The organism is Sulfitobacter sp. KMM 9851, from assembly GCF_057178245.1.
This window is the reverse complement of sequence record NZ_JBXUCW010000003.1, coordinates 63,061-89,214: the sequence shown is the minus strand read 5'-3', so window position 1 is coordinate 89,214 and position 26,154 is coordinate 63,061. Positions and strand designations below refer to the sequence as shown.

Sequence of the window (26,154 nt, the reverse complement as noted above, 5' to 3'; positions counted from 1 at the left end):
CCCTCGCGGTCAGGTGGCGTCTGGTTTCCAGGTTCGGTCAAGCACGTTGAACCAGTTTTCATGGCAGAGCTTGGCCAGCAGCGCATCGTCATAGCCGTGGGCCGTCAGGGCAGCCCGCAGCGCGCCGAGGCCTGCGGAATCCTTGAGCGCGGCTGGTACTTCGGCGCCGTCGAAATCAGAGCCAAAGCCGACGCGGTCTTCGCCCAGATGGGTGATCAGGTGGTCGAGATGGCGCAGCATTGCGTCGAACCCACGGCCTCCGGCCTTGCGTCCGTCAGCATTAAGGAAACCCACGGCAAAGTTGAGGCCCACCATGCCGTCGCTGTCGCGGATGACCGCCAGCTGCCGGTCAGTCAGGTTGCGCGAGGACGGCGCGATGGCGTGGGCGTTTGAATGGGTTGCCACCAGTGGCGCGTCGGAGAGTTTGGCGACATCGTTGAACCCGGCCTCGTTGAGATGTGACAGGTCAATCAGGATGCCCATACGGTTGCACAGACGTACCAGATCCTTGCCTGCGTCGGTCAGGCCGGGACCGGTGTCGGGCGACGAGGGGAAGGCGAACGGCACGCCGTGGCCAAAGACGGTTGGCCTGCTCCAGACCGGTCCGATAGAGCGCAGGCCCATGTCGTGAAAGAGATAGAGCGCGTCGAGGTCGGTGCCGATCGCCTCGGCCCCTTCGATGTGCAGGATGGCGGCGATAATATCGTTGGCGAGGCAATGGCGCAGTTCGGCCACGCTGCGGCAGATCTTGAAGCGCCCGTCAGAGGCGCGTTCCATCCATTTGAGGTGCCCTGCCATTTCCAGCGCCGTGGGCTGCGCGCCGGTCGTGTCGATCAGGGCGGGCAGGGGGAGGTTGTAGGGCGGCGTTTCCATCTCGTCGTCGAGCGCGTGCGGCAGATCGGGGGACGCGAGGTAGATGGCAAAGAATCCGCCGGCAAAGCCGCCCTGGATCATGCGCGGCAGGTCCAGGTGGCCCTTGCCGGTATCCGTCAAAAAGGTGGTTTCGCGGTTGTCCCGGTCACGCAGCAGGCGCAGGAGAAAATCGTTGTGGCCGTCAAAAATCTTGGGGTGGGTTGTCATGTCCGGGTCTCTTTAAAGCCTTCGCTCGCGATGAGCAGTTCTTTGGTATAGGGGTCTTGGGCGGCGCGATTTTGCAGCGCGGCGCGGGTCAGTTCTTCGACCTGGGCCCCGTGTTGCATGACCATGAGGCGCTCGCACATATGGGCGACAACGGCGAGGTCGTGACTGACCAGCAGGTAGGTCAGCCCGCGTTCGGCGCGCAGGGCATCAAGCAGGTTAAGCACCTCGGCCTGGATTGACGCGTCGAGGGCGGAGGTGGGTTCGTCCAGCAGCAGGATCGAAGGTTCGAGGATCAGGGCGCGGGCGATCGCGACGCGCTGGCGTTGGCCACCCGACAGCTGGTGCGGAAAGCGGAAGCGAAAGCCGCGACCGAGGCCCACATCGTCAAGCGCGCGTTCGATGCGCGCCTCGGCGTCGTCAAACCCGTGGATCGCCAGTGGTTCCGACAGCACCTTGTCGACGGTGTGGCGCGGATGCAGCGAGGCGTAGGGGTCTTGAAACACCATCTGGACCTGCCGGTAAAAGGCGCGGTCACGCGGCGTTTTCAGGGGTTCACCGCCGATCATCACACTGCCCGAGGTAATGGGGGCAAGGCCGCAAAGGGCGCGCAGGATGGTGGATTTACCCGAGCCGCTTTCGCCCACGATGCCAAAGCTTTCGCCCGTCGCCACGTCAAAGCTGACGTTGCGCACGGCCTGCACTTCGCTGGCGCCATGGCCAAAGGTGACGTTCAGGTTTGAGACGGATACAAGTGCGGTCATTCGAGCCACGCCGCGTCACGGGTGAGGGTTTTCAACGGACGCTGGCCGCCTTCGATGCGGGGCAGGCAGTTAAGCAGGCCTTGGGTATAGGGATGCTGGGCCGCGTGCAGGTTCTTGGCCGTGATTTCTTCGACCACGCGGCCGGCATACATCACCAACACCCGGTCGCAGAAGGAGGACACGAGCCGCAGGTCGTGGCTGATGAAGATCAGACCCATCCCGCGTTCCCGCACGAGGTTGTCGAGGATTTTCAGCACGTCGAGTTGCACTGTCACATCGAGGGCAGAGGTGGGTTCATCCGCGATCAGCAGGTCAGGTTCCGCGATCAGCATCATCGCGATCATGGCACGCTGGCCCATGCCGCCGGACAATTCGTGCGGATAGGCGTCATAAACGCGTTCGGGGTTTCGGATCTGCACTGCCTCCAGCATTTCAATAGCTTTGGTTCGCGCTTCGGCGCGGCTGGTGTCACCGCGTCTGCGGTACGCTTCGACGATTTGCCGGCCGACGGTCATCACCGGGTTGAGCGAGAATTTCGGGTCCTGCATCACCATGCTCATCCGACGGCCACGTAGGCTGCGCCATTGACGGGTCGAGGCGCCCCGCAGGTCAATACCGTCAAATTCCAGCCGCTTGGCCGTGACGCGGCCCGACGGTGGTGTCAGCCCCAGGATGGCGCGGCCGGTCTGGGATTTGCCAGACCCGCTTTCGCCCACAATGCCCAACCGTTCGCGGCCCAGCGAAAACGACACGTCGCGCACCACACGCACCGGCCCGTCGCGGGACGGATAGGCCACGTTTAGGCCTTCGACCTGTAACATGTCGGTCATTTTTCACCCTTTGGATCAAGCACGTCGCGCAGGCCGTCACCCAGCAGGTTGAACCCCAGTGACACGACAAAGATCGCGATGCCAGGCATGGTGGCGACCCACCAGAAGTCGATGATAAAGCGCCGCCCCGAGGCAATCATCGCGCCCCATTCTGGCTGCGGTGGTTGCGCGCCGAGACCCAGGAAGCCAAGCCCTGCCGCCGTCAGGATGATCCCGGCCATGTCGAGCGTGACACGCACGATGACCGAGGACATGCACAGCGGCACCACATGGCCCCAGATGATGCGCGCCGAACCGGCCCCCTGAAGGCGGATCGCGTCGATGTAATCGGTGTTGCGGATGGTCAGGGTTTCAGCACGGGCAAGGCGGGCGTAGGGCGGCCATGAGGTGATGGCGATGGCAATGATCGCGTTTTCGATGCCGGGACCAAGAGCCGCAACAAAGGCCAGTGCGAGGATCAGACGGGGGAAAGCCAGAAAGATGTCGGTGATGCGCATCAGGACGGTATCGACCCAGCCGCCGAAATAGCCTGCCGTGGTGCCCACGGCGAGGCCGATGGGCGTGGCGATGATGGCAACCAGCGCCACCACCATCAGTGTCACGCGCGAGCCATGTACAATGCGGCTAAAGATGTCGCGGGCCAGATCGTCGGTGCCCATGAGGTGTGACCAGGAGGGCGGCAGCAGGCGCGCGGTGCGCAGGTCGCCGCCGCGCAGCGGGTCGTAAGGGGCTATCACGTCGGCAAAGATCGCCATGAGGATCAGAACGATGACGATCCCCAGTCCCAGCATCGCCAGCTTGTTGCGGCGCAGTTGCGACCACGTGCGGTACGCCTGTCCCAGCCGGGCCTGTCGGCGCGATGTGGGGTGATCGCTGAGCAGCCAGTCGCGTCGTGTCAGTTCGGTCATTTGCGGCGCCTCACGCGGGGATCAAGCACGGTATAAAGCAGGTCCGACAGCAGGTTCAGCCCGACAAAGATGATGCCGATCACCAGCGTGCCGCCCAGCACAGCGTTCATGTCGGCGTTTTGCAGGCTGTTGGTCAGGTATTGCCCCAGCCCCGGCCAGGCAAACACGGTTTCGGTCAGCACCGAACCTTCGAGCAGGCCCGCATAGCTAAGCGCGATGACGGTCACCAGCGGCACGGCGGCGTTGCGCAGGGCGTGTATCCAGATGATGCGCCATTCCGCCACGCCTTTGACGCGCGCGGCGATGACATATTCCTGCGCCAATTCGGCCAGCATGAACGACCGTGTCATGCGGCTGATGTAAGCCATGGAAAAATAGCCCAAAAGGGACGCAGGCAGGGCGAGGTGGGCCAGCACATTGCGAAAGGCGGCCCATTGGCCCTGCATCGCGGTGTCAATCAGCAGCAGACCGGTTGTCTGGGTGATGGAGTATTCATAGGCAATGTCGATACGTCCCGGCCCCGCGACCCAGCTTAGCTTGGCATAGAATACCAGCAGGCCCAGCAGCCCGAGCCAGAAGATAGGGGCAGAATAGCCGACGAGGCCGACGATGCGGATGATCTGATCGGGCAGTTTGCCCTGACGCACGGCACCCCAAACGCCCAGGGGCACCCCGATGATGGTGCCCAGGATGATGCCGGCGGTTGCCAGTTCCAGCGTGGCGGGAAAGACGCGTGCGATGTCGTCGACGATGGGCTTTTTGGTAAGCATAGAAGTGCCGAGATCGCCGCTCAACGCCTGTGACAGATAGATCCAGAATTGATGATAAAGCGGTTTGTCCAACCCCAGGGCGATATAGGCCGCATCATAGGTGGATTGCGACGCGCGGTCGCCCACAACGGCCAGAACCGGGTCAACCGGGACAACGCGGCCGATGAGAAAGGTTACAACAAGCAACCCAAGAAAGGTAACGGCGACGGTCAGCACAAGCTTGCCGACCTTCATCCCGTAAATCGGGAGGGCGCCCCAGCGCCCCCCCGTGTTGGCAGGTGACGTGGCTGTCATTCGCCTTTGGTCACTTTTCTGAACGAGTTGTCGTTGAACGATGGCCCGATGATGAAGCCGTTCACGTCCTTGCGGATGCCCAGCACTTCGATTTCCTGGAACATGATCACGAAGGGCGACACTTTCTGGTGCTCTTCCTGTAGGGCCAGGTACATCTTGGCACGCGCATCAGCGTCTTTTTCAAGCACGGCAGCGTCGGCCTGTTTGGTCATCTCGGGGATGTCCCAGGCGTTGCGCCATGCCAGCGGTTTGGACGCCGCATCGTCGCCGTTGTCGGGGTTACGCGCAAAGGTGTCGGCGTTGGTGTGCGGATCCTGATAATCCGGGCCCCAGCGTCCGATGTAGATATCGTGGTTGCGCGCACGGTATTTGGTCAGCGTCTGCTGCCCGTCGCCTGGGATCAGCTCCATCGTGATGCCGGCCTGGGCCATCGTCTGCTGGATGGCTTCGGCGATCGCCGTGATCTCGGGTGTGTTGCGCGTGTCCATGGTGACGGTAAAGCCATCGGCCAGACCGGCAGAAGCCAGCAGTTCCTTGGCCTTTTCGACGTTCAGCGCATAAGGATTGTCGTTCAGCGCGCCGAGGAACCCTTCGGGCAGGAACGCCTGATGCACCTTGACCTTGCCGTTCATGATCGTGTCCGCGATGGTCTGGTAATCCACCAGATATTTCATCGCTTCGCGCACTTCAGGCTTCATCAGGGTTTCGTTCTTCTGGTTCAGACCCATGTAGTAGATCGACCCCTTGATGCCGTTTTCGATCTTGATGTCGGGGCTGTCCTTCAGTGCCACGATTTCCTCTGCGCCGAGGTTGCGGGCGATGTCGATGTCACCCTGTTCAAGCAGCAGGCGCTGTGTCGCACCTTCGGGGATGTGGCGGTAGATGGCGCGGGCCATCGCAGGCGCGTCGCCCGAGAAGTTTTCGTTGCGTTCCAGCACGACAACTTCGTTGGCGCGCCAGTCGCGGATCGTGAAGGCGCCGGAGCCTGCATAGTTGGTTTTCAGCCAGTCATAGCCGAAATCGCCGTCTTTTTCGTTTTCCATCACCAGTTTGCTGTCAACAACAAAGCCGACGGTGGCGGTGAGGCAGTACAGCAGGAGCGTGGGGGCATAGGCCTTGTCCATCTCAAGCTCGAAGGTCATGTCGCCGGTTTGGCGCACCATCTGGTCGACGTTGTCTGCGTTCAGACCGAACTGGGTCAGGATAAAGGCCGGGGATTTGTCCAGCTTGACCGCGCGTTGCAGCGAATAGACCGGGTCGGCGGCGGTGATCGGGTTGCCGGAGGCGAATTGTAGGTCCGGTTTGATCACAAAGGAAAAGGTCTTGCCGTCTTCGGAGATTTCCCAGCTTTCGGCGATCACGCCGAAGATGTCGGAGACGTTGTTCACGTCATAGCCGACGAGGGGCTGATAGCTGTTGCCCAGCACTTCGGAAGCGGTAAATTCAAAGACCTCTGCGGGGTCGAGTGAAATGATGTCGTCGATCTGCCAGGCCTGGATCAGCGTGTCAGCCGGGGTTTCGGCGCTGCCGGGCGTGGCCGACAGACCAAACGTGGCCGCCACGGCCGACGCGGCTATAAATTTTGAAAAGAATCGCATGTTGAACTCCCTAGTTGTTAGAGCATGGTGACGCGCCATTTTGAATACTGCCGCTTGTTCACCGCCCCGTCATAGCGTCCCAGCAAAGCACAACTGTCAAGGGTAGCGTGATGGTTTGCGGCGGCATTACGGGTTTTAAGGCGATCCGCTGTCAGACCCAGCGTTGATCGGGGTCGGGCAGGGGGATCGCGTCCAAGAGGGCGCGGGTATATAGCGACTGGGGGTCACGAAACAGCGCAGCGGTGGTGGATTTCTCGACGATCTCGCCCCGGTTCAGCACGATCAGATGGTCGCACAGACGCCGGATCACTGACAGATCGTGACTGATAAAGGCCAGCGTCAGACCCAATTCGCGTACCAGTTCCTGTAGCAGGTTCAGCACTTGCGCCTGGCTCGACACATCAAGCCCCGAGACAATTTCATCCGCGAGAATAAATTCAGGCCGCAGGGCAATGGCGCGGGCGATGCCGACGCGCTGACGCTGGCCGCCCGACAGTTCATGCGGATAGCGGGTGGCAAAGCTGCGTGGCAGGCCGACCATATCCAGCGCCTCGGTGACCTTGGCCGGGATGCCGTCGTGGCCTTGTACACGCAGAGGACCCGCGATGATCCCGCCCACCCGGCGACGCGGGTTCAGTGATGACATCGGATCTTGGAAAATCATCTGCATCCGATTGCGCATTGGGCGCAGGCTGTCTTCTGTCAGGTGCGTGATGTCGATCCCATCGAAATGGATACTGCCGCCGGTGGGTTCCAGCAGGCGCAGCATGGCGCGCCCCAAGGTGGATTTACCCGAACCCGAGCCGCCGACAATGCCCAGCACTGCGCCTTTTGGCACATCAAAGCTGAGCCCGCGCAGGATGTTGATGCGGGGCGCCGGGCCAAGCAGTGGTTTGCGCGTCATATCGGGCAGGGACAGTTCGAGATTGCGTATCTGGTACATCAGGTGCCTGCCCTTTGATCATGTTCTGTCACTTCACGCTCGACGGCGTCGATCACCGACTGCGGCACCGGGGCAAGCGTGCCTTCGGGGTCTTTGTAAGTAGGGGTCGCGGCCAGCAGGGCGGCGGAATAGGGGTGAATGGGGTGCGTGAAAAACCGCCGCATCCGCGCCTCTTCGACCACTTTTCCGGCGTAAAGCACGCTGAGCGAATCGCAGACCTTGGACACCACACCGAGGTCGTGGGTAACAAACAAAAGCGCTGTGCCGTGGCGCGCCTGCATGTCTGCGATCAGGCGCAGGATCTGCTTTTGCACGGTGACATCCAGCGCAGTGGTGGGTTCATCTGCGATGATCAGTTTCGGCTCGGCGGCAAAGGCAGAGGCGATGAGGATACGCTGGCGCATGCCGCCGGACAATTCATGCGGATAGGTGCGCATGACGCGTTCAGGGTCGGGGATGTGTACTTCGGTCAGCAGTTCCACCGCACGGGCCTGCGCGTCGGCGCGTGACCACCCCAAGATGTCGACCAGCCGCCGGGTGATCTGCGGCCCGATGCGCCGGGCGGGGTTGAGTGCTGTCAGCGGGTCCTGGGGGATCAGCGCGGCGCTGGCCCCGATGCGACGGCGGCGTTCAGTGGCGGGCAGGGTCAGCAGGTTCACCCCATCGAGCCATATCTCGCCCTGTGTTACCACAAGTGCGCGGGGCAGGGTGCCCAGCACTGCCTTGCCGATCATGGATTTGCCGGCACCAGATTCGCCCACCAGCCCATGTACCTGCCCGGCAGAGACATCAATCGACACATTGCGCAGGATCGGGGCGCCGTGTTTCAAAGCGACGCAGAGGTTGCGGATTTTAAGATAGGCGGTCATCGCAGCACCGGATCAAAGCGGTCTTTCAACCCTTCGCCCAATTGAGAAAAGCTGAGCACCGTCAGGAACAGGGTGATCAGCGGGAAAACCAGAACCCACCATGCCTGGTGCACCGATGTGCGGCCTTCGGATATCATGCCGCCCCATGTCGGGCTGTCGGTCGAGATGGATAGGTTCACAAAGCTGAGGATCGCCTCAACGATCACCGCGATGCCCATTTCCAGCGTCAGCAGGGCAATCACGGTGGGCAGCACGTTGGGCAATATCTCGGCCAGCATCGTGCCAAAGCGCTTGCGCCCGGCGACCTGCGCGGAGGCAACGTAATCCATAGCACCTTGGGTCATCGCTTCGGCACGGATGACGCGGGCAAAGCGGGTCCAGTCGATGACGACGATCGCGATGATGATCGAGGTGAGGCCGGTGCCGATGACGGCGATCAACAGAATGGCAAAGAGCACGGGCGGAAACGCCATCCAGATGTCGACAAAGCGGCTGATGATCCGGTCCGGCCAGCCACGGTAAAATCCCGCGACCAGGCCAAGGGTGGTGCCGACAATGCAGGTGATCGTACCAGCCACCAGCGCCACGATCAGGGCAAGGCGCGCGCCGTGGATGATGCGGCTGAGAACGTCGCGGCCCAGCGAATCAGAGCCCAGCCAGAACCCCGGTTCGGCCCCTGTTTCCCAAAACGGTGGCAGGCGCGAGGTGAACAGGTCTTGGGCCAGCGGATCTTGGGGGGCGATCCACGGGGCCAGCAGCGCGGCGAGGGTCAGCAGCAACAGCCAGCCCCCCGACAGCCACAGGCGCAATCCAATCGGGCGTTTTACATCTGCGCGGGCGTCACGCATGGCGCAACCGGGGATTCAGCACGACATAAAGCATATCAACGACAAGGTTCACGAGGGTAAAGATCAGCGCGAACAGGATCACGATGCCCTGTATCAGCGGCAGATCGCGGTTGATCACCGCGTCAATCGCCATGTTGCCAAGGCCCTCATAGCTGAACAGCCGCTCAATAATCACGGTGCCGCCGATCAGAAAGGTGAACTGTACGCCGATCAGGGTCAGCGTGGGCAGGATGGCATTGGGCAGCGCGTCGCGGGTGATGACATGGTTTTCGCCGTAGCCATGGGTGCGCGACAGGGTGACGTAATCCAGATGCATGGTTTCTTTCAGGCTTTGTTTGAGCAGTTGTGCGATAATCGCTGACAGCGGGATCGCCAGTGCGAGGGCGGGCATGAACATATGACCGATGAGATCGCCTAGAACGTCGAAACGCAGACGCAACAGAGCCTCGAACAGGTAAAAGTTGGTCGCGAATTGAATGTCGAGCGACGGTGAAATGCGGCCTGAGATGTGAAAGACGGGCCAGAGCACGCCAAACAGCAAGATCAGCACCAGCCCCCAGAGAAAATCAGGGATCGACAGGGCCATGCCGGCAGACACGTCGATGGCACCTTCGGTTTTGGTGTCGCGGTGGCGGGTGCCGGTCAGCGCCAGCGTGCCGCCAATCGCAACGGCAATCAGCAGGGCGACGATGCTCAGCTCCAGCGTGGCGGGCAGGCGGTTGAGAACCAGCGTGCTGACCGGTTGGCGCAGTGAGATCGAGGTGCCGAAATCACCCTGCACCACGCCGCTCAGCCAGATGATGAACTGTTCGAATATGGATTTATCAAAGCCATACTGTGTCTCTAATCGGGCGATATCTGCCTCGGTGGCACCGGGGGGCAGCATCATGGCGATGGGATTGCCGGGGACCACTCGGATCACGACAAAGACGATTACCGCCACGCCAAAAAGCGTGATGGCGGTGCTGAGCAGCCGCATCAGGAGCCTGCGAATTAGGGTCATTTTGCCTCGGGTTTTTATAGGTGTGACGGGGCCGTTTGGGCGGCCCCGTCAGGGTAGGCCGGGTTTATCCGCGCGTCATCAGATGGGGCAGCAGCGCGCCAGAGCGGTGCGGCACAACCTTGACGCCCGAGACATGCAGGATCGGCTGCACATATTGCAGCAGCGGGATGACTTCGGCATTTTCCGCGATGTGGCGGTCAACCGCTTTCCAGCCCTCAATGCGCTTGGCTTCGTCCTTTTCACCCCAAAGCGGCAAGATCATGTTGAAGGTTTCTTCGCCGTCCCAGACCGAATGTGGCGACGGGCCGAACATTGCAAAGCCGGTCGAGGTGGTCGGATCGCCCACCGAGTTGCCCCAGTTGTAAAACGCTGCGGGTGCCAGCGTATCCGCCGCGCGTAATTCATAGTGTTTGGCGATCTCGTAGACTTCGATCTCGGCTTCGATCCCGACCTTGCGCCACAGGCCCACGATGGCCTGCACCATCTCGTAGTCCTTGGGTTTAAAGCCCTTGGTGGTCTGGATGGTGAATTTTACCGGATTTTCGGTGCTGAACCCGGATTCGGCCAGCAGCGCCACGGCTTTTTCAGGGTCGTAGCCGACAGTTATCGTGTCGTCATAGGCGGCGTAATCGGGCGTTTGCAGGGTGTCGATGGGCACACCGTAGCCTGACAGAAGCCGTTCGATGATCAGGTTCTTGTCGATGGCAAAAGCGGCCGCTTTGCGCACGTTAGGGTCTGTCATCGCGTCGATGTCATTCAGAAAGATCATACCGATGTCAGAGATTGGTTCGGCCACACCTTCGATACCGTCCTTGGCCTTGAGGCGGTCGAACTCTTCATAAGGGACTTCAAGCGTCACGTGTGAATTGCCCGACTCCAGCTCTGCCACGCGAGAGGCCGCATCGGTGACGAATTTGATCGTCACAGTTTTGAATTCCGGCGCCCCGCCCCAGTAGTTTTCATTCGCTTTGAGACGCACAAAAGCGTTTCGCTCGAACTTTTCGACCATATAGGGGCCGGTGCCGATTGGCGCGGATTCGAACCCGTCTGCGCCGACTTCTTCATAATATTTCTTGGGCAGCACATAGCCGGTGAGAAAGGACATCCATTTAAAGAACGTCGGTTCGTATTCCTTGACGTTGGCGGTAACACGGTTGCCGTCGGCGGTGATGTTGTCGACTTTGCCCCAGATAAACTGAATGGGGTTGCCGGTGTCGGCGTTAGCGGCGCGTTGCAGGGACCATGCGACGTCTTCGGCAGTGAAGGGGTCCCCGTTGTGCCAGGTCACGCCTTCGCGCACATCCATCCAGATCTGGGTTTCATCCTCGTTCCAGCCGTAGTCCGTGATCAGGCCCTGACCAAAGGACAGATCGGGGTTTTGCGGGATAAACAGATCAAAAACGGATTGATAAAAGCCCTGGATTGTCGGGTTCACCGCAGAGGGGCCAACGGTCGGGTCCCAACTGGGCAGGTTGACGTTATAGGCGATGACCAGCTCGTCGATCTCTTGGGCAAAGCTGGGCAGGCCGATGGTGGCGAACGCCGCCGCTGCGGCGCTGGTCTTGAGTAGGCTGCGTCTGGATAGTTTCATTTTTTCTCTCTCCCTGAGAATTGATTGTTTTTGGTTATTATTATTTTCCGGCGAGTTGTCGGGCGAGCAGGGTGCCGGAACCTGCGCCTGTGCCGCCACCGGGCCAGACAGCGGCGCCGGTGTGATAAAGCTGTTTGATCGGGGTGGTGCCATCGGCATAGCCCCGTGCGGGGCGGTTTATGAAATGCTGGTGCAGATGGTGGCTGCCGCAGACCTGATCACCGCCAACGAGATTGGGGTTATCAGTCTCTAACATGTGCGGTGTAACGATGTGTTGGCCCAGAATATGCGCCCCTGTGCCGGGGGCATAGCGTTCGAGGATGTCGAGCGCGCGTTTGGCCATCGGCTCGGCGGCGTCGTCCCAGTCGGTTGCAAAAATCTCGCCTTTGGCGTCGCCTTTTATGGTGCCGGGGACCATTCGCACTTGGAGCCAAAGCACATGTTTACCCGCAGGCGCGCGGGACGGATCGACCACGCTGGGCTGGCCGCAGACGATCACAGGTTCATCCGGTAGCAGTCCCGATTTGGCCTGCGCGTAGGTGCGCGCCATCTGGTCCATGGAGGGGGCAAGGTGGACATAGGCAAAGCGTTTCAATTCCGGGGCGGGCCAGTTCGGCAGGGCGTCCATCGCCAGATGAATCATCATCGTGCCGGGTGCGTGTTGATAGCCGCGCATCGCGGCGTCGTGGCGCGGATCGGTGCCGCCGGTAAGCCGCGTCAGGGCGGCGGGGGCAACATTGGCGATCACGGCCTTTTGAGCGCCGATAAAACGGCCATCGGACAGCGTGATGCCAGTGGCACGGCCGGCGGCGTGTTCTATGGCGGTGACCTCTGCATTGCAGCTGACGGTGCCGCCGCGGGCTTTGATCATGCTGACCATGGCGCGGGTCATCACATCGGCGCCGCCTTTGCCCAGCACCATACCAAACGCCTGTCCCGCCATCCCTTCCAGATAGGGAAACAGCGCGCCGCCCGCTATGTCAGGCGCGAAATCAAGGTGCATCCCCCATGCGGCAAGCAGGGCCTTGACCCGGTCATCCTCGAAGGTCTGATCCAGCCATGCGCGCGGTGACATCAAAAGGAAACGGGCAAGATCAAGGCTGCCGCCGCGCCCGCGCTTGCGCAGGGTTGTCCAGCCGAGCCGGGCGAGGGCAGTGGCGCGCATCGGGCTGCCGAGCAGGGCAAAAATCGTTTCGGCCTGAGCCGGAAAATTGTCGGTCAACTGCGCCCAAGTGTCGGCGTCGGCGCGTGAGAAGCCCGCAATCCGCGCCGTGGTCAGCGCGCGGTCGTTCGAGACACCCAGCCAGCGGCCATCTGGAAACAGGCTGGCAAAGGGGTGCACGGTGGGGACAAATTGCAGCCCGTGTTTGGCCAGCTCTGCCCCGTGGTCGGCGTGAAACGACGATCCGGCAAACAGCGACAGGTTCATCGCGGCCCAGTCGTGGCGAAAGCCGGGCAGGGTATAGGCGCCCGACTTGACTGCACCGCCGGGTTCGGCCGCCTGTTCATAGACAGCGACCTTCCAGCCCCGCGCGGCCAAATGGCACGCGCAGGCAAGGCTGTTGTGGCCTGCCCCGATAAAGATCGCGTCAGCGTCAGATGGCATTGGTTCCTCTCCCTGAACAAGATAATTGCAAACGCATATATTTTTGTCTAGCGTTGATTCATAAATTCAACGCGTGCGGGAATGGGCGCGCCAATCAGGGAGAAAACGATGAGTGCTGCGGATGTAGTGAGCAACCTGGGGGCGATGCTGGCCTCTGGCGGCGTTGAGGTGGTGGATTGCTCGGGGGTGCTGGGGCCGGATACGCCTATTCTGCAACTGCCACCTGATTTTGCAAAAAACACGCCGAAGGTCGAAATTCACAAGATTTCAGAATATGACAATGACGGCCCGTTCTTTGCGTGGAACTGGATGGTGTTGGGTGAACATTCCGGCACGCATTTTGACGCGCCGCATCACTGGATCACGGGCAAAGATTACGAAGACGGCTATACTGACAAGCTGGACGTGCAGCGTCTGGTGGCGCCGGTCAACGTCATCGACTGTTCGCAGCAGACCCAAGAAGACCCAGATTACCTGCTGACTGCCGCAGGGGTCAAGGAATGGGAAAGCCAATATGGCGAGATCAAAGCCGGTGAATGGGTTGTCATGCGCACCGACTGGGACAGCCGCGTCGATGACGAGGCGAAATTCCTGAACGCCGACGACACCGGGCCGCACAGCCCTGGGCCAACGCCCGATTGCATCGAATATCTGCTGAGCAAGAAGATTGTCGGCTGGGGCACCCAGTGTATCGGAACGGACGCGGGTCAGGCGGGCGGGATGGAGTCGCCCTATCCGGCGCATAACCTGCTGCACCGCGACAATTGCTTTGGCTTGGCGTCGCTTGCCAATCTCGACAAGCTGCCGCCCAAGGGCGCGATCCTGATTGCTGCCCCGCTGAAGATCAAGAACGGCACCGGCAGCCCGATCCGCGCCCTTGCACTGGTTCCAAAGGGCTAAGGTGTTGGCAGAGTTTGATCATCTGATAATCGGGTCGGGCATCAATGCGTTGGTGGCCGCCGCGATGTTGTCGCGCAAGGGCGACAGCGTTCTGATGGTTGAGCGCGAAGATCACATCGGTGGCTGTATGGTCACCGATGAAATCACGCTGCCGGGGTTTCATCACGATGTGATGGCCGCGACATTTGTGTTGTTCCTGACCGGCCCGGCCCATGGCGCACTGGGCGAGGATCTGGCCAAACACGGGTTAGAGTTCTGTCATAGCGCGCATCCAACCGCCGTGTTGCGCCCCGGTGGCGCCGCCTTGCGGCTGGAGATGGACCGTGCCGCAAACATCGCGGAATTTAATGCGCGTCACGTTGGCGATGGGGATCAGCACGGCATGGATGTCGGCGCGATCGAGGCGGATGCGGATTTTCTCTTTGCCCTATTGGGTCAACCGCTGTGGTCGCGCCAATCCGCTTGGCTGTTGGCGAAAGAGGCGTGGAAACGCGGGCTTGGCCCGTTGAAGGCATGGTTTGGCGACGCTCTTGACCCTGCGCGCGGCTGGCTGGAAACGCGTTACGCAAGCGCGGATGTTCAGGCATTGTGGGCGCCTTGGGTGCTGCATGTCGGACTGACGCCGGAATCGAGCTATGGCGGCCAAATGAGCCGGGTGATCGCCTTTGCCCTCGAAGCGGCGGGCGCGCCTGTGGTCAAAGGTGGTGCCGGGCATGCGGCAGCGGCGTTCCGGTCACTGATCGAAGCCAACGGCGGCACGATCAGGACCGGGGTCGAAGCGACACGGGTGATTGTCGAAAAGGGACGCGCCGTCGGGATAGAGACTGCGGCGGGCGAGAATATTAAGGCGCGCAATGTCATCGCCTCTACGGCGCCGGGGCAGCTTTATGATGGGTTGCTCAAGGATCAGCCGCGCCCGGAAGGGGCGCGAAAATTTCGGCATGGGCGGGGCAATTTCCAGATGCATTACGCGCTGGACGGCCAGATTGAATGGAACGCCGAAGGTCTGGACGATGTGGCGCTGATCCATCTGACGGATGGTGTCGATGCCGTGTCGCGGTCGTGCAATGAGGCAGAGCGCGGGCTGTTGCCTGCGGTGCCGACGATCTGTGTCGGGCAGCCGCATCGGCTCGACCCCTCGCGCTGCCCTGACGGCAAGGCAGTGCTGTGGTTGCAAATCCCCGATGCGCCGCGCACGGTCAAGGGCTGTGCTGCGGGAGAGATCGAGACAACCCCGGCGTGGACCGATGCGATGCGCGAAGCATTTGCCGACCGGATCGAGAACATCCTGCGCCGCCACATCCGCAACTTTGACGCCATCAAGCTGGCGCGGCGCGCCTATTCGCCTGCGGATCTTGCGGCGATGAACATCAATCTGGTGGGCGGTGATCCCTATGGCGGCGCCTGCACGCTGGATCAGTTTTTCCTCTGGCGCCCCCATGCGGCGCAGACAAACAATTCTACACCGATTAAAGGGCTGCATCACATTGGTGCATCGACCCACCCCGGCCCCGGGCTTGGTGGTGGGTCGGGGTATAACCTGGCCAGAGGATTGGGCGCATGACAGATCAAAAACAGATACCGACACCAGCCACACAACGGCTGGGCGAGATGGGGCTGGAGAACTTTGCGCCCTATCTGATGAACCGGATCATGGGGCGCTACAACGCATCCCTGTCGACCGAGATGGCCGCGCTGGGGCTGACCACGCCGCAGATGCGATCGCTGGCGGTCTTGTCGGTCATCGACGGCATCCTGATCCGCGAGTTGGCGGTCTACGCGGTGGTGCAGCAATCAACACTAAGCCGCGCATTGGACGCTTTGGCACGCGATGGGTTGATCCGGCGCGAGACTGATGAAGTGGACAGCCGTGCCACGCGGGTCTTTGTGACCGACACCGGACGCGAAGCCTATGAACGGCTTTGGCCGCATATGGCCGCGTCTTATGATGCAATGTTCAAGGGCATCGACGCGACTGAAAAGCTGGCGTTCGTCAACACGCTCAAGACCATGCTGCGCAACATTCGAAAACACGATTTTTAAGGGGAAGACATGGCGGAACGCTCGTTCAAAGCAGAAGTAGAACATCTGCGCAAAGGGGATGGTGACGTGTTCACCGGTGAAGGAATTCTTGCCATCACCAAGGCCCTGCTGGAAAACGGCGTTGGCTATGTCGGCGGCTATCAGGGCGCGCCGATCAGTCATCTGATGGATGTGCTGGCCGATGCCGAAGACCTGATGGGCGAGCTGGGCGTTCGGTTCGAGGCGAACGCAAGCGAGGCGGCGGCGGCGGCGATGCTGGCGGCAAGCGTGCATTACCCGATCCGGGGGGCTGTGACCTTTAAGGGGCCGGTTGGGGTCAATGTGGCGTCCGATGCGCTGGCCAATCTCAGCTCTTCCGGGGTGACGGGTGGCGCGTTGGTGATCGTGGGCGAGGATTACGGCGAAGGGTCGTCAATCATGCAAGAGCGCAGCCACAGTTTTGCGATGAAATCGCAATTCTGGATGCTGGACCCACGGCCTAACCTGCCCTGCATTACCAAGGCTGTGAAAGACGGATTCGAGTTGAGCGAGGCGAGCAATACGCCGGTGATGTTGATGGTGCGCATTCGCGCCTGTCACGTGACCGGAAGTTTCGAGACGCGAGACAACCAGCGCCCGCGCCTGACGGTGGCGGAGGCAGCGGCAAATCCGCGATCGGACTTCAACCGCGTGGTGCTGCCGCCGATGTCGTATCTGCACGAGAAGGACAAGATCGAAAACCGCTGGCCTGCGGCCGAGAAATTCATTCAGGACCGCAAGCTGAACGAACATTTCGGACCTGCGGATGCGCGCATCGGTATCGTGGTTCAGGGCGGCATGTACAACGGCGTGATCCGCGCTCTTCAGCGTCTGGGACTGGCCGATGCCAATGGCAATTCCGAGGTGCCGCTTTATGTCCTGAACGTTACCTACCCGCTGGTTAGAGACGAATTTGACGCCTTCTGCACCGGCAAGGATCACGTTCTGGTTGTCGAAGAAGGCCAGCCCGATCATATCGAGCAGCACCTGTCGTCGTTCCTGTACAAGCTGGAACGTCGGGTAAAGCTGCACGGCAAGGATGTTCTGCCGATGGCGGGGGAATACACCGGGCAGGTCCTGCTTGACGGGGTCACCGGGTTTTTGAAACTGGCCGCGCCCGATATGCTGCCGGGCAAGGTGCGCGCGCCCAATGCCGAGGCCCCGGTGATCCCGGACCTGAGCAAGACCGTGCCGATCCGTCCGCCGGGGTTTTGCACTGGTTGTCCGGAACGCCCGATCTTTGCAGCGATGAAGCTGACGGAACAGGAACTGGGTAAACACCAGATCACAGGCGATATCGGGTGCCATCTGTTTGCCGCCCTGCCGCCGTTCGAGATTGGCGGCTCAACGATGGGCTACGGGCTTGGCCCCGCGTCCAACGCGGCCTTTGACGGCGGCGGCGATCGGCGGGTGATCTCGATCCTGGGGGACGGCGGTTTTTGGCACAACGGGCTGTCGTCTTCGATCGGAAACATGGTGTTCAACAAATCCGACAGTGTCGCGGTGATCGTCGACAACTATTACTCCGCCGCGACGGGCGGGCAGGATGTGCTGTCGTCGCGGGCGCATAACAACACGAAATCGACGGGCAACCCGATTTCGGCAGCACTTAAAGGTGTGGGCGTGGAATGGGTGCGCCAGATTGATCACACCTATGATGTGGGCAAGGTGCGTGAGGTGCTGCGCGAGGCGCTGACGACCGATTACAAGGGGCCAAAGGTGATCGTGGCCTCGTCGGAATGTATGCTGAACAAGCAACGCCGCGAGAAACCGCTGCGCAACAAGGCGATCAAGGATGGCAAACGCATGGAGGTGCCGCGCTTTGGCGTCGATGCGGATGTCTGTACCGGTGATCATGCCTGTATCCGTCTGTCGGGGTGCCCGTCGCTGTCGCTGAAACGGCTGGACGATCCGCTGCGGGACGATCCGGTGGCGCATATTGATCAAACCTGTGTCGGGTGCGGCAATTGTGGTGAGGTGGCGGATACCGCCGTGCTATGCCCGTCGTTTTATCAGGCCGACGTGGTGCATAACCCGACAGGATTTGAACGCTGGCGCGCGCAGAAGCGTGGTCAGATTATCGGTTGGCTGCAACGACGACGGGACAGCAGGCGCTTGCGTCTGGGCGGGGTGGCGACATGAACCTGGTGTTACCCGACCGCACCGCGACCGCCACGGACGCAATTATCAAACTGGCTGTGATGGCCGTTGGCGGCCAGGGCGGTGGCGTGCTGACCGGCTGGATCGAAGCGATGGCGCGCCGCGAGGGTTATGCCTGTCAGGCGACATCGGTGGCAGGGGTGGCGCAGCGCACGGGCGCCACGATCTATTACGTCGAAATGACGCCGCTGTCGCAGCATCAGCCTGTCTTTGCGCTGGCCCCGGCTGCGGGTGATGTCGATGTGCTGATCGCCGCCGAGATGATGGAAGTTGGCCGCGCCGTGATCCGCGGCTTTGTCACGCCAGACCGCACCACCCTGATCGGATCAACGCATCGGGCGCTGGCCGTGAGCGAAAAGATGGCCCCCGGTGACGGGATCGCGGATTCAGACGAAGTGCGCGCCGCCGCCGAGATCGCGGCACAGCGGTTGATCCTTGCGGATATGGAGCAGTTGGCGGTGAGCGAGGGGTCGGTGATTTCGGCCTCTCTGTTTGGCGCGTTGGCAGGGTCGGGTGCCTTGCCCTTTTCGCGCGAGGCGTTCGAGGACGCCATTCGCCGCGGCGGCAAGGGGGTGGAACCGTCGCTTAGGGCCTTTGCCGTTGGGTTTGACGCGGCACAAGGGCGCACGGCCAAAGCAGCGGCGGCCCCCGAACCGATTGCGCCTGCATTCCAGATGACCGGACCAGACAGGCTGCAAAAGGATTGGCAGGCCTTGGCCCAACGCACCGAAGCTCTGCCCGAAGCGGTGCATGACATGGCGTTGGCCGGTTTGGCCAAGGTGGTGAATTTTCAGGATTGCCGCTACGGTGCGACCTATCTTGATCGGCTGGATGCAATTCTGGCGCGCGATACTGCTGCCAAGGGGTGGGAACTGTCAGCGACGGCGGCGAAATACATCGCAAATGCCATGGCCTATGACGACATCATCCGCGTGGCCGACCTAAAAACCCGAGCGCCGCGCATGGGGCATATCCGGCAGGAAATGGGTGCGGGTGATGACAACCTCGTGCAATTGACCGAATACTTTCACCCCCGCGCCGAAGAGATCGTGGGCCTGATGCCGGCGCGCATCGGTGCAAGGGTGGCGGGCCGCCCGTCGCAGATGGCACGGCTGGATCGCTGGTTTGGCAAAGGGCGGCGGCTGCGGACAGATCGGCTTCCGGCCTTTTTGATGCTTCATGTATTGGGTGGTCTGAAATCATATCGCCTGCGCACGCACCGCCATGCGGCGGAAGTGGCGCATCTAGACGATTGGATCACGCGCAGTCTGGCACATCTCACCGATGACTACGACGTGGCGGTCGAACTGTTGAAATGTCGGCGTCTGATCAAGGGATATTCCGATACCCATGCGCGGGGGCACAGCAAATTCGACAAGGTGATGGACGCGGCAAACCTGCTGCAAGGCCGTGACGACGCCGCGGATTGGATTGCCCGCCTGCGCGAGGCGGCGCTGAAAGATCCGGACGGCGTGGCATTGGATGGGGCGATTGCCACGGTCCGGTCCTTTGTATGATCATTTGGCCAGTTCCGCGTCGACGGGACTGGCCAGAAGTCCGATAATGATCATTATGTTAAATTATCTCGCACCCCAGGTATCGGACAACCGATAGCCCTGTGGCCATGGGTCGTCCGGGTCCAGCATGTGTTGATGCATGCCTGTTATCCAACCGCGCCCGGACAGCTCGGGTAGAATGGCGGCGACGTCTCCAACGGTGGTTTCGCCCAAAATCTGACCGGTAAAGGTTGACCCGATCAGCGACACGGTGGTCAGCGTTTCGCCCTGCGTCATTTGTCCGCGCGCATGCAGCAATGCCATGCGGGCACATAGCGCGGTGCCCGTGGGAGATCGGTCAACCTTGCCCGGCTGGATGGCGACGGCAGCGCCCGCGCGCAGGCCATCGTCGTCGCGGGTTACCGGCCCGGCAAAGAGGCAAAAGGAGAAATGCCGCCAGTCGGGGTTTTCGGGGTGCTCGAATTGCAGCGCCTTGTTCGCGGCATCGGTGATGCGCACCCCGAGACGGGCAATTTCATGCGCTTCTTCGGCAACGAGGGAAAACCCCAGCGCGGCGGCATCGACCACGACAAAGCTGTCACCGCCATAAGCCGTATCCACGCGGATCGTACCCAGACCTGCGACTTCAAGCGGGACATCAAGCCTTGCGGCAAAGCTGGGCAGGTTCTGGACAAATATCCGCTCGGCCTTGCCATTGCGGCATTCGGCACGCACCTTGACCAGACCGCCCGGCGCTTCGAGGGTCAGGTGGGTCACGGGTTCGGTCATCGGCAGGATACCACCGTCCAGCAGGACGGTGGAGACACAGATTGAGTTAGATCCTGACATCGGCGGCGTGTCTTCCGGCTCCATAATGATGAACGCGGCATCGGCGGCCGGATTTTTCGGCGGGACCAGCAGGTTCACATGCCGAAAGACACCACCGCGCGGTTCGTTCAGAACAAAGTTGCGTAGGGTCTGATCCCGCGCGATCCAGCGGCTTTGGTCCCAAAGCGTGTCGCCGGGGGGCGGGGTGACGCCGCCGACAATCACGTCGCCCACTTCGCCTTCGGCATGGGCCGAGATCACATGAACTGTTTTGCTGCTGCGCATCGTTTTATCCTTGAATGGGAATGGCGAGCCAGTCCGGCAAGCTTTGCATTGCCCGCCCGGTACAGGCTGTTGCCACGCAGTCGGCAATGCTGCCAAATCGGACCTGGCGGCCTGACAGGCCGGGGGCGTAGTGTGCGTATTTGCCTGAGTTGGTCATGAGCACCTGAGCCGTTGGCGGAAAGACCGGTTCAGAGATAGAGCACCAGCAGATGTCCGGCACGATCTGCACGCCGGAGGCTTCGAGCCGCGCGATTGTGCCGTCCGTGCGGGCGGTTGCCAGCGTGTCGTGCCCCAGGGTTACGATCACATCGACGGCGCTATGGCGCTGTTTGCCCTCTATTAATGCGGCCAATTTATGGCATTCAGCCAGCGAAAAATGCGGGCTGCCAAAGGCAATCAGATCAACCTTGGCGTCGCCTGAATTGAACTGCCGCCAGACGCGGATCAGGTCGTCGCGGGTGATCACGATGTGGTCGGCACCGGCAGTGGGTGCGAGCGTGGCCTCGGGCGTGATGCCCGCGACATGCAGCATCGGGGCGGCGGATGTGGTGCCGAAAGCGGCACAGAGCCCTTTGAGATCATCGTCATTCGGAGCGGTGTGTTCGAGCCCGGTGAGAATTGGAATGCAGTCAGGTGCCGCCTGCCCCGCCAGCCACCCCAGCATCGGCCAAAGTGCGTCATCGTGCGCATCGGGCAGATCGACGTTGATCACGCGCTGCGGTGCGCGGTGTGCATCAAGATAGACTCCCGACAATGGTGCGCGACCAGTCAGCGCGATGAAGAGGTCCAGAAAATCCGGGTGTTTGACAGTGCGCGCGCCCAACACGCTGTTGGCATAGATCACCGCGTTAGATTCCGACCAGGCGATCATTTCACCGCGGGCCGGCACCGTCTCCAACAGGTACGGCGCGCAGGTAAAACTGGGACGTGCGCCCATGGCGACATAGGCGTCGGCCAAGCGGCTGGCAGGCAGGCCAAAGTCAGGCGGCACACCCTGTGCGCGCCAGTTGGCATGATCCACCGAAATAGCGTTCATGGTTGTGGGAATGCAAACCTTGGCCCCCATGTCGGCCATGGTTTTGGCGAACAGCAGGTTGGCGGGGCTGGCATAGATACAGCCGTCGATATGCACCCGCGTTACATCGACCAGCCGCGCAGCCCCCTGCCCCCCCGCCATCGTGCAGATCGTCTGCATCGCCAATTGGACGGCCGGCCCCTGCGCACCGTCAAGCATGGCCTGATCCGCGTCAGACAGGGCCAGTCGATCTGCAGAAACGGGCGCTAGGGTGCAGGTCCAGCCGTCTGCGATAAGTTGATCACCGCTGATCCGGGCGGATTTGGCAGCGGACAGCCGGGTATATTCGGCCCGGCCCAACCGCAGCACGGCGAGCGGGCGGTCAAACATCTGCCCCGCAATCAGCGCGCCGAGCGTCAAAATATCTTCGGCCTCGCTGAACACCAGCGCCGCGGGGGCGCAGCCGTTCAACGCGAGTTCAAGCAACACGCCGCTGCCGGTGCAGGACCCGCGGCTGGTCGGCATCATCACGATCTTGCCCGCCAATGTCTGACCGTGAAGCGGATGATGGGCGTCAATGACCTGCCCGTTGGCAGGGTCGACCCCGCCCCAAAAACTTAGTCCTTCGGAGGAAACAAGCACGTCACCTTGGGCGACGGCAGGGACGATGATCTGGTTCATAAATGTCTTTCCGCGTCAGGTGACGACAAATCCATGCGCAAAGGGATCGCGGTCGTCGATGAAGATGGTGTTGAACCCGGTCACCCGCGCCCAGCCTGCGATAGAGGGGATGATGGCGGCGCGGCCGGCCACTTCGGTTGCGGCTTCGACGCGGCCTTTGAACATCGACCCGATGATCGATTCATGCACAAAATCGTCGCCGACCTGTAGTTTTCCCTTGGCCGCGAGTTGTGCCATCCGCGCGGATGTTCCGGTGCCGCAGGGGGACCGATCAATCGCCTTGTCGCCGTAGAACACAGCGTTGCGGGCATGGGCTTCTGGCGCGCGCGGGGCACCAGTCCACAGGATGTGGCTTAGCCCGTTTATTGCGGGGTGTTCAGGGTGGACGAACTCATACTTTGCATTCAGCGCTGCGCGCAGTTTCGGGCTGAACCCGACCAGTTCTGATGCGCTGAAATCGGCCATGTCCCGGAAGTTTTTTTGCGGCTCAACGATGGCATAGAAATTGCCGCCATAGGCGACATCGACCGCAATTTCGCCCAGGCCTTCAACCTCGGCTGTCAGCGCTTCGGCATGCAGGAACCCCGGCACGTTGGTCAGGCGCACCTCCTCAACAAAGCGGCCTTCCTGAGTGTAGGACACATCAATGCGCCCAGCAGGCGTGTCGAGCCGCAGGACGCCGGGTATCTTGGGACGGATCAGCCCGTTTTCCAGCGCAATGGTGACGGTGCCGATGGTGCCATGGCCACACATCGGCAGGCAGCCTGAGGTTTCGATAAACAGTACCGCGACATCGCAATCATCGCGCGTTGGGGGATAAAGGATCGCGCCGGACATCTGGTCATGACCACGCGGTTCAAACATCAACCCGGTTCTGATCCAGTCGTATTCCGCGAGAAAATGCGCACGCTTTTCCAGCATGTTCGCGCCTTGCAACATCGGCGCGCCGCCAGTGACCAGTCGCACGGGATTGCCGCAGGTGTGGCCGTCGATGCAGGGGAATGTGTATTGCGTCATGGATGCCTCGTAAAACGCGCGGGGGCGAAGGGGATCAGGTCAAGGCCGGGGTCGGCCCCGGTGATAAGGTCGGCCACGATCTGTGCGGTGCCTGCCGACTGGGTAAGGCCCAGATGACCGTGGCCAAAAGCGCAGATTACGTCGTCCCGCCCGGGCAACGGGCCAATCGCAGGCAGGCTGTCAGGCAGCGAGGGGCGGAAACCCATCCACTGTGTGCCGCCGGTCGTTTCCAGCCCCGGCAGAAAACGCGCAGCCTTTTTCAGCATGGCATCGGCGCGGGCATAGTTCGGCGGCAGGTTCAGCCCGCCCAATTCTACCGCGCCCCCGACCCGCAGGCCGGAGGTGACGTTGCTGACGACAAAGCCATGCCCGCCAAATGTGATGTGCTGCTTGAGATCATAGGCCGCTGCTGGCAACGTCGTGTTGTAGCCGCGTTCCGTTTCCAGCGGAATTTTCACCCCCGCCGTGCGCGCCAGATGGTGCGAATGCGCGCCTGCTGCCAGTACCACACGGCCCGGCATCAGGCCGGATGATGTCTGCACCCCGCCTGGCACCAATTTATCGGCTTGCGTGATGATGATCTCGCCGCCGTTTGCGCAAAAGCGGTCGGCCATCGCGAGGACGTAATCGCGCGGGTCCGTAATCGAAAGCCAGTCGGGGGTAAATGTCGCATGGGTGAACTGCGGTGCGAGACCGGGCTGGTATTCGGCAATTTCGCGGCCTTGAAGGTGCTGAAACGCGATGCCTTCGTCGGCCCGCGCCTGCCAGCCGGGTAGGGATGCACGAAATTCTTTTTCACCCTCATAGACCTGAAGCTGCCCCTCGTGACGCAGCATATGCGTCAGCCCGGCTTGTTGCAGATGCGGCTCTAACGCGGCCTTAGACAGCCGCATCAAAACCGTCTGCGCCTTGGTCGAGGCGCGCACTTGCGATGGAAAGCTGGCCTTGAAAAACTGCCACATCCAAGGCGCGATTTGCGCCGCATAGCGTGGCGGCACGCTGAGCGGGCCAAGCGGGTCGAGCAGCCATTTCGGTGCCTGCCGGATCATCCGGGGCGAGGCAAGCGGCAGGATTTCGGGGAAAGCGAATGCCCCCGCGTTGCCCGCCGATGCCCCTGCCGCAGGCCCCTCGCGATCAATTACGCGGACCGGAACGCCGCGCGATTGCAGCGCCAATGCGGTGGACAATCCCACCACACCGGCCCCGATAATGATCACTTCAGTTTGGTCCACTATCTTACGCTCGACAGAAATTTGCGGGTCTCGTCATGTTGTGGGTCGCCAAATATCTGATCCGGTGCCCCGATTTCTGCCATGACGCCTTGATGAAAGAACGCAACGCGGTCGGAAACATCGCGCGCAAAGCTCATCTCATGGGTGACACAGATCATCGTCATACCTTCATCTGCCAGCAGTTTGAGCGTGTCCAGCACCTCGCCCACCAATTGCGGGTCGAGTGCCGATGTCACCTCGTCAAACAGAATGTAGTCGGGCGACATCGCCAGCGCACGCGCAATCGCCATACGTTGCTGCTGACCACCGGACAGACGGCTGGGATAGACGTTGAGCTTGTCCGCCAGACCGACATGAGACAGCTGCTTGACCGCGATTTCTTCGGCTTTTTTGCGGCCAATGCCCTTGACCTTGCGCGGCGCCAGAGTGACGTTTTCCAGCACGGTAAGATGCGGGAACGCGTTGAATTGCTGAAATACGATGCCGATCTTGCGGCGCAGTTTGTTCAGGTCGGTGGCGCGCGCGTGTACCTCGGTACCGTCCACCAGAATGCGGCCGCTGTCGATCGCTTCCAACCCGTTGATACAGGTCAGCAGTGTCGATTTGCCCGATCCGGACCCGCCGATAACCGATACCACCTCGCCTTTTTGGACAGTGAGGTCGATACCTTTGAGCACATGTAGCGCGCCAAAGGATTTGTGGACGTTTTCAATCTCAATCATTTTCTTGCCACCTTTTTTCCAAGCGGCTGCCAAGCCGGGCAATGGGGAAACTGAGCGCGAAATAGATCGCACCCGTCACAAGCAGGATGAACATCGGCTCTTGCAGGCGTGTCACCAAAATCTGCGAGGCGCGCAGCAGTTCGATAATGCCGAGCCACATCACCAGCGCACTGTCTTTCATCACGCCTAAGGTGAGGCCGATCCAACTGGGCAGACCCACACGCAACGCCATAGGGAAGACGATCTGGGTCAGGTCCTGGCCCCATGTCATGCCCAGTGAACGCGCGGCGCGCCGGGTGACCGTGGGCACCGCGTCGATGGCGCCGCGCACGATTTCGGTGCAATAGGCCGAGGTATAAAGCGCCAGCACGATGCAGGAGGTGACAAAGGGGGAAATACCCCAGCCCGCAATCGCCTGAAAGGCATTGGCGAGGATGAGCTGGATCAGCAGCGGGACCGACCGGAAGATGTCGAGCACAAAAGTCAGCGGCAGCGCGGCCCAAGCGCTGATCTGGCTGCGCAACACACCAAACAGCACCCCCAGCAGTGTGCCACCGACCACGGCAAATCCGGTGACCGAAAGCGTTACGCCCGCGCCCTTGAGCATGAACAGGAGGTCATTGAAGTTCAGAGCCGTATCAAACATCTAATCTCTT

The 26,154-nt window shown here is 61.2% G+C and carries 23 protein-coding genes; 5 read left to right on the top strand and 18 right to left on the bottom strand.

Going from position 1 to position 26,154, the window contains the following annotated elements; all coding sequences use genetic code 11:
• Positions 1-9: 9 nt before the first annotated feature.
• The 12 genes from AC1965_RS19435 to AC1965_RS19380 all read right to left on the bottom strand — a co-directional run bounded on the left by AC1965_RS19435 (position 10) and on the right by AC1965_RS19380 (position 13,101).
• Entirely contained in the window at positions 10-1,080 is a 1,071-nt protein-coding gene (locus AC1965_RS19435) for a dipeptidase (protein ID WP_483887240.1), read from the bottom strand.
• A complete protein-coding gene (locus AC1965_RS19430) occupies positions 1,077-1,841 on the bottom strand; it encodes an ABC transporter ATP-binding protein (protein WP_483887239.1) in 765 nt (254 codons plus the stop codon). Before AC1965_RS19430 ends, AC1965_RS19435 begins: the two co-directional genes overlap by 4 nt.
• A complete protein-coding gene (locus tag AC1965_RS19425) occupies positions 1,838-2,671 on the bottom strand; it encodes an ABC transporter ATP-binding protein (protein WP_483887238.1) in 834 nt (277 codons plus the stop codon). The genes AC1965_RS19430 and AC1965_RS19425 overlap by 4 nt, the downstream gene beginning before the upstream one ends.
• Entirely contained in the window at positions 2,668-3,579 is a 912-nt protein-coding gene (locus AC1965_RS19420; protein ID WP_483887237.1) for an ABC transporter permease, read from the bottom strand. Before AC1965_RS19420 ends, AC1965_RS19425 begins: the two co-directional genes overlap by 4 nt.
• A complete protein-coding gene (locus AC1965_RS19415) occupies positions 3,576-4,643 on the bottom strand; it encodes an ABC transporter permease (RefSeq protein WP_483887236.1) in 1,068 nt (355 codons plus the stop codon). Before AC1965_RS19415 ends, AC1965_RS19420 begins: the two co-directional genes overlap by 4 nt.
• Positions 4,640-6,241: an ABC transporter substrate-binding protein gene (locus tag AC1965_RS19410; protein WP_483887235.1), complete on the bottom strand. Its 1,602-nt coding sequence runs from the start codon at positions 6,239-6,241 to the stop codon at positions 4,640-4,642. Before AC1965_RS19410 ends, AC1965_RS19415 begins: the two co-directional genes overlap by 4 nt.
• A gap of 151 nt (positions 6,242-6,392) precedes the next feature.
• Complete coding sequence (locus AC1965_RS19405; protein WP_483887234.1) at positions 6,393-7,184, bottom strand: ATP-binding cassette domain-containing protein; 792 nt, start codon at positions 7,182-7,184, stop codon at positions 6,393-6,395.
• On the bottom strand, positions 7,184-8,053 hold the full coding sequence (locus AC1965_RS19400; RefSeq protein WP_483887233.1) for an ABC transporter ATP-binding protein: 870 nt from the start codon (positions 8,051-8,053) through the stop codon (positions 7,184-7,186). Before AC1965_RS19400 ends, AC1965_RS19405 begins: the two co-directional genes overlap by 1 nt.
• A complete protein-coding gene (locus AC1965_RS19395) occupies positions 8,050-8,901 on the bottom strand; it encodes an ABC transporter permease (protein ID WP_483887232.1) in 852 nt (283 codons plus the stop codon). The genes AC1965_RS19400 and AC1965_RS19395 overlap by 4 nt, the downstream gene beginning before the upstream one ends.
• On the bottom strand, positions 8,894-9,904 hold the full coding sequence (locus AC1965_RS19390) for an ABC transporter permease (protein WP_483887231.1): 1,011 nt from the start codon (positions 9,902-9,904) through the stop codon (positions 8,894-8,896). The genes AC1965_RS19395 and AC1965_RS19390 overlap by 8 nt, the downstream gene beginning before the upstream one ends.
• Before the next feature lie 64 nt (positions 9,905-9,968).
• A complete protein-coding gene (locus AC1965_RS19385) occupies positions 9,969-11,495 on the bottom strand; it encodes an ABC transporter substrate-binding protein (protein WP_483887230.1) in 1,527 nt (508 codons plus the stop codon).
• Positions 11,496-11,535: 40 nt separating this feature from the next.
• The gene (locus AC1965_RS19380) at positions 11,536-13,101 is read right to left on the bottom strand and encodes a phytoene desaturase family protein (protein ID WP_483887229.1); all 1,566 of its coding nucleotides are present in this window, start codon (positions 13,099-13,101) and stop codon (positions 11,536-11,538) included.
• A 108-nt stretch (positions 13,102-13,209) separates the two neighbouring features.
• Between AC1965_RS19380 and AC1965_RS19375 the strand changes: the two genes are divergently transcribed.
• Genes AC1965_RS19375 through AC1965_RS19355 form a run of 5 tightly spaced genes read left to right on the top strand, consistent with a single transcriptional unit; the run spans position 13,210 to position 19,739 of the window.
• Positions 13,210-14,001, top strand: coding sequence for a cyclase family protein (locus AC1965_RS19375; protein WP_483887228.1), 792 nt, complete (start codon positions 13,210-13,212; stop codon positions 13,999-14,001).
• A gap of 4 nt (positions 14,002-14,005) precedes the next feature.
• A complete protein-coding gene (locus tag AC1965_RS19370; RefSeq protein ID WP_483887227.1) occupies positions 14,006-15,565 on the top strand; it encodes a phytoene desaturase family protein in 1,560 nt (519 codons plus the stop codon).
• A complete protein-coding gene (locus AC1965_RS19365) occupies positions 15,562-16,044 on the top strand; it encodes a MarR family winged helix-turn-helix transcriptional regulator (protein ID WP_483887226.1) in 483 nt (160 codons plus the stop codon). The genes AC1965_RS19370 and AC1965_RS19365 overlap by 4 nt, the downstream gene beginning before the upstream one ends.
• A gap of 9 nt (positions 16,045-16,053) precedes the next feature.
• Complete coding sequence (locus tag AC1965_RS19360) at positions 16,054-18,204, top strand: thiamine pyrophosphate-dependent enzyme (RefSeq protein WP_483887225.1); 2,151 nt, start codon at positions 16,054-16,056, stop codon at positions 18,202-18,204.
• Complete coding sequence (locus AC1965_RS19355) at positions 18,201-19,739, top strand: indolepyruvate oxidoreductase subunit beta family protein (protein WP_483887224.1); 1,539 nt, start codon at positions 18,201-18,203, stop codon at positions 19,737-19,739. The genes AC1965_RS19360 and AC1965_RS19355 overlap by 4 nt, the downstream gene beginning before the upstream one ends.
• Positions 19,740-19,802: 63 nt before the next feature.
• Here the strand turns inward: AC1965_RS19355 and AC1965_RS19350 are convergent, their stop codons facing one another.
• The 6 genes from AC1965_RS19350 to AC1965_RS19325 are packed head-to-tail and all read right to left on the bottom strand — an operon-like array spanning position 19,803 to position 26,144.
• Positions 19,803-20,831, bottom strand: coding sequence for a trans-3-hydroxy-L-proline dehydratase (locus AC1965_RS19350; protein ID WP_483887223.1), 1,029 nt, complete (start codon positions 20,829-20,831; stop codon positions 19,803-19,805).
• Between the two features lie 4 nt (positions 20,832-20,835).
• Positions 20,836-22,527 carry a cis-3-hydroxy-L-proline dehydratase gene (gene lhpI, locus AC1965_RS19345; RefSeq protein ID WP_483887222.1) on the bottom strand — a complete coding sequence of 564 codons (1,692 nt, stop codon included), beginning with the start codon at positions 22,525-22,527 and terminating at the stop codon, positions 20,836-20,838.
• A gap of 15 nt (positions 22,528-22,542) precedes the next feature.
• On the bottom strand, positions 22,543-23,544 hold the full coding sequence (locus AC1965_RS19340; protein ID WP_483887221.1) for a 4-hydroxyproline epimerase: 1,002 nt from the start codon (positions 23,542-23,544) through the stop codon (positions 22,543-22,545).
• Complete coding sequence (locus tag AC1965_RS19335) at positions 23,541-24,776, bottom strand: NAD(P)/FAD-dependent oxidoreductase (RefSeq protein ID WP_483887220.1); 1,236 nt, start codon at positions 24,774-24,776, stop codon at positions 23,541-23,543. Before AC1965_RS19335 ends, AC1965_RS19340 begins: the two co-directional genes overlap by 4 nt.
• On the bottom strand, positions 24,776-25,498 hold the full coding sequence (locus tag AC1965_RS19330; RefSeq protein ID WP_483887344.1) for an amino acid ABC transporter ATP-binding protein: 723 nt from the start codon (positions 25,496-25,498) through the stop codon (positions 24,776-24,778). The genes AC1965_RS19335 and AC1965_RS19330 overlap by 1 nt, the downstream gene beginning before the upstream one ends.
• Positions 25,491-26,144: an amino acid ABC transporter permease gene (locus AC1965_RS19325; protein ID WP_483887343.1), complete on the bottom strand. Its 654-nt coding sequence runs from the start codon at positions 26,142-26,144 to the stop codon at positions 25,491-25,493. The genes AC1965_RS19330 and AC1965_RS19325 overlap by 8 nt, the downstream gene beginning before the upstream one ends.
• Between the last annotated feature and the right edge of the window lie 10 nt (positions 26,145-26,154).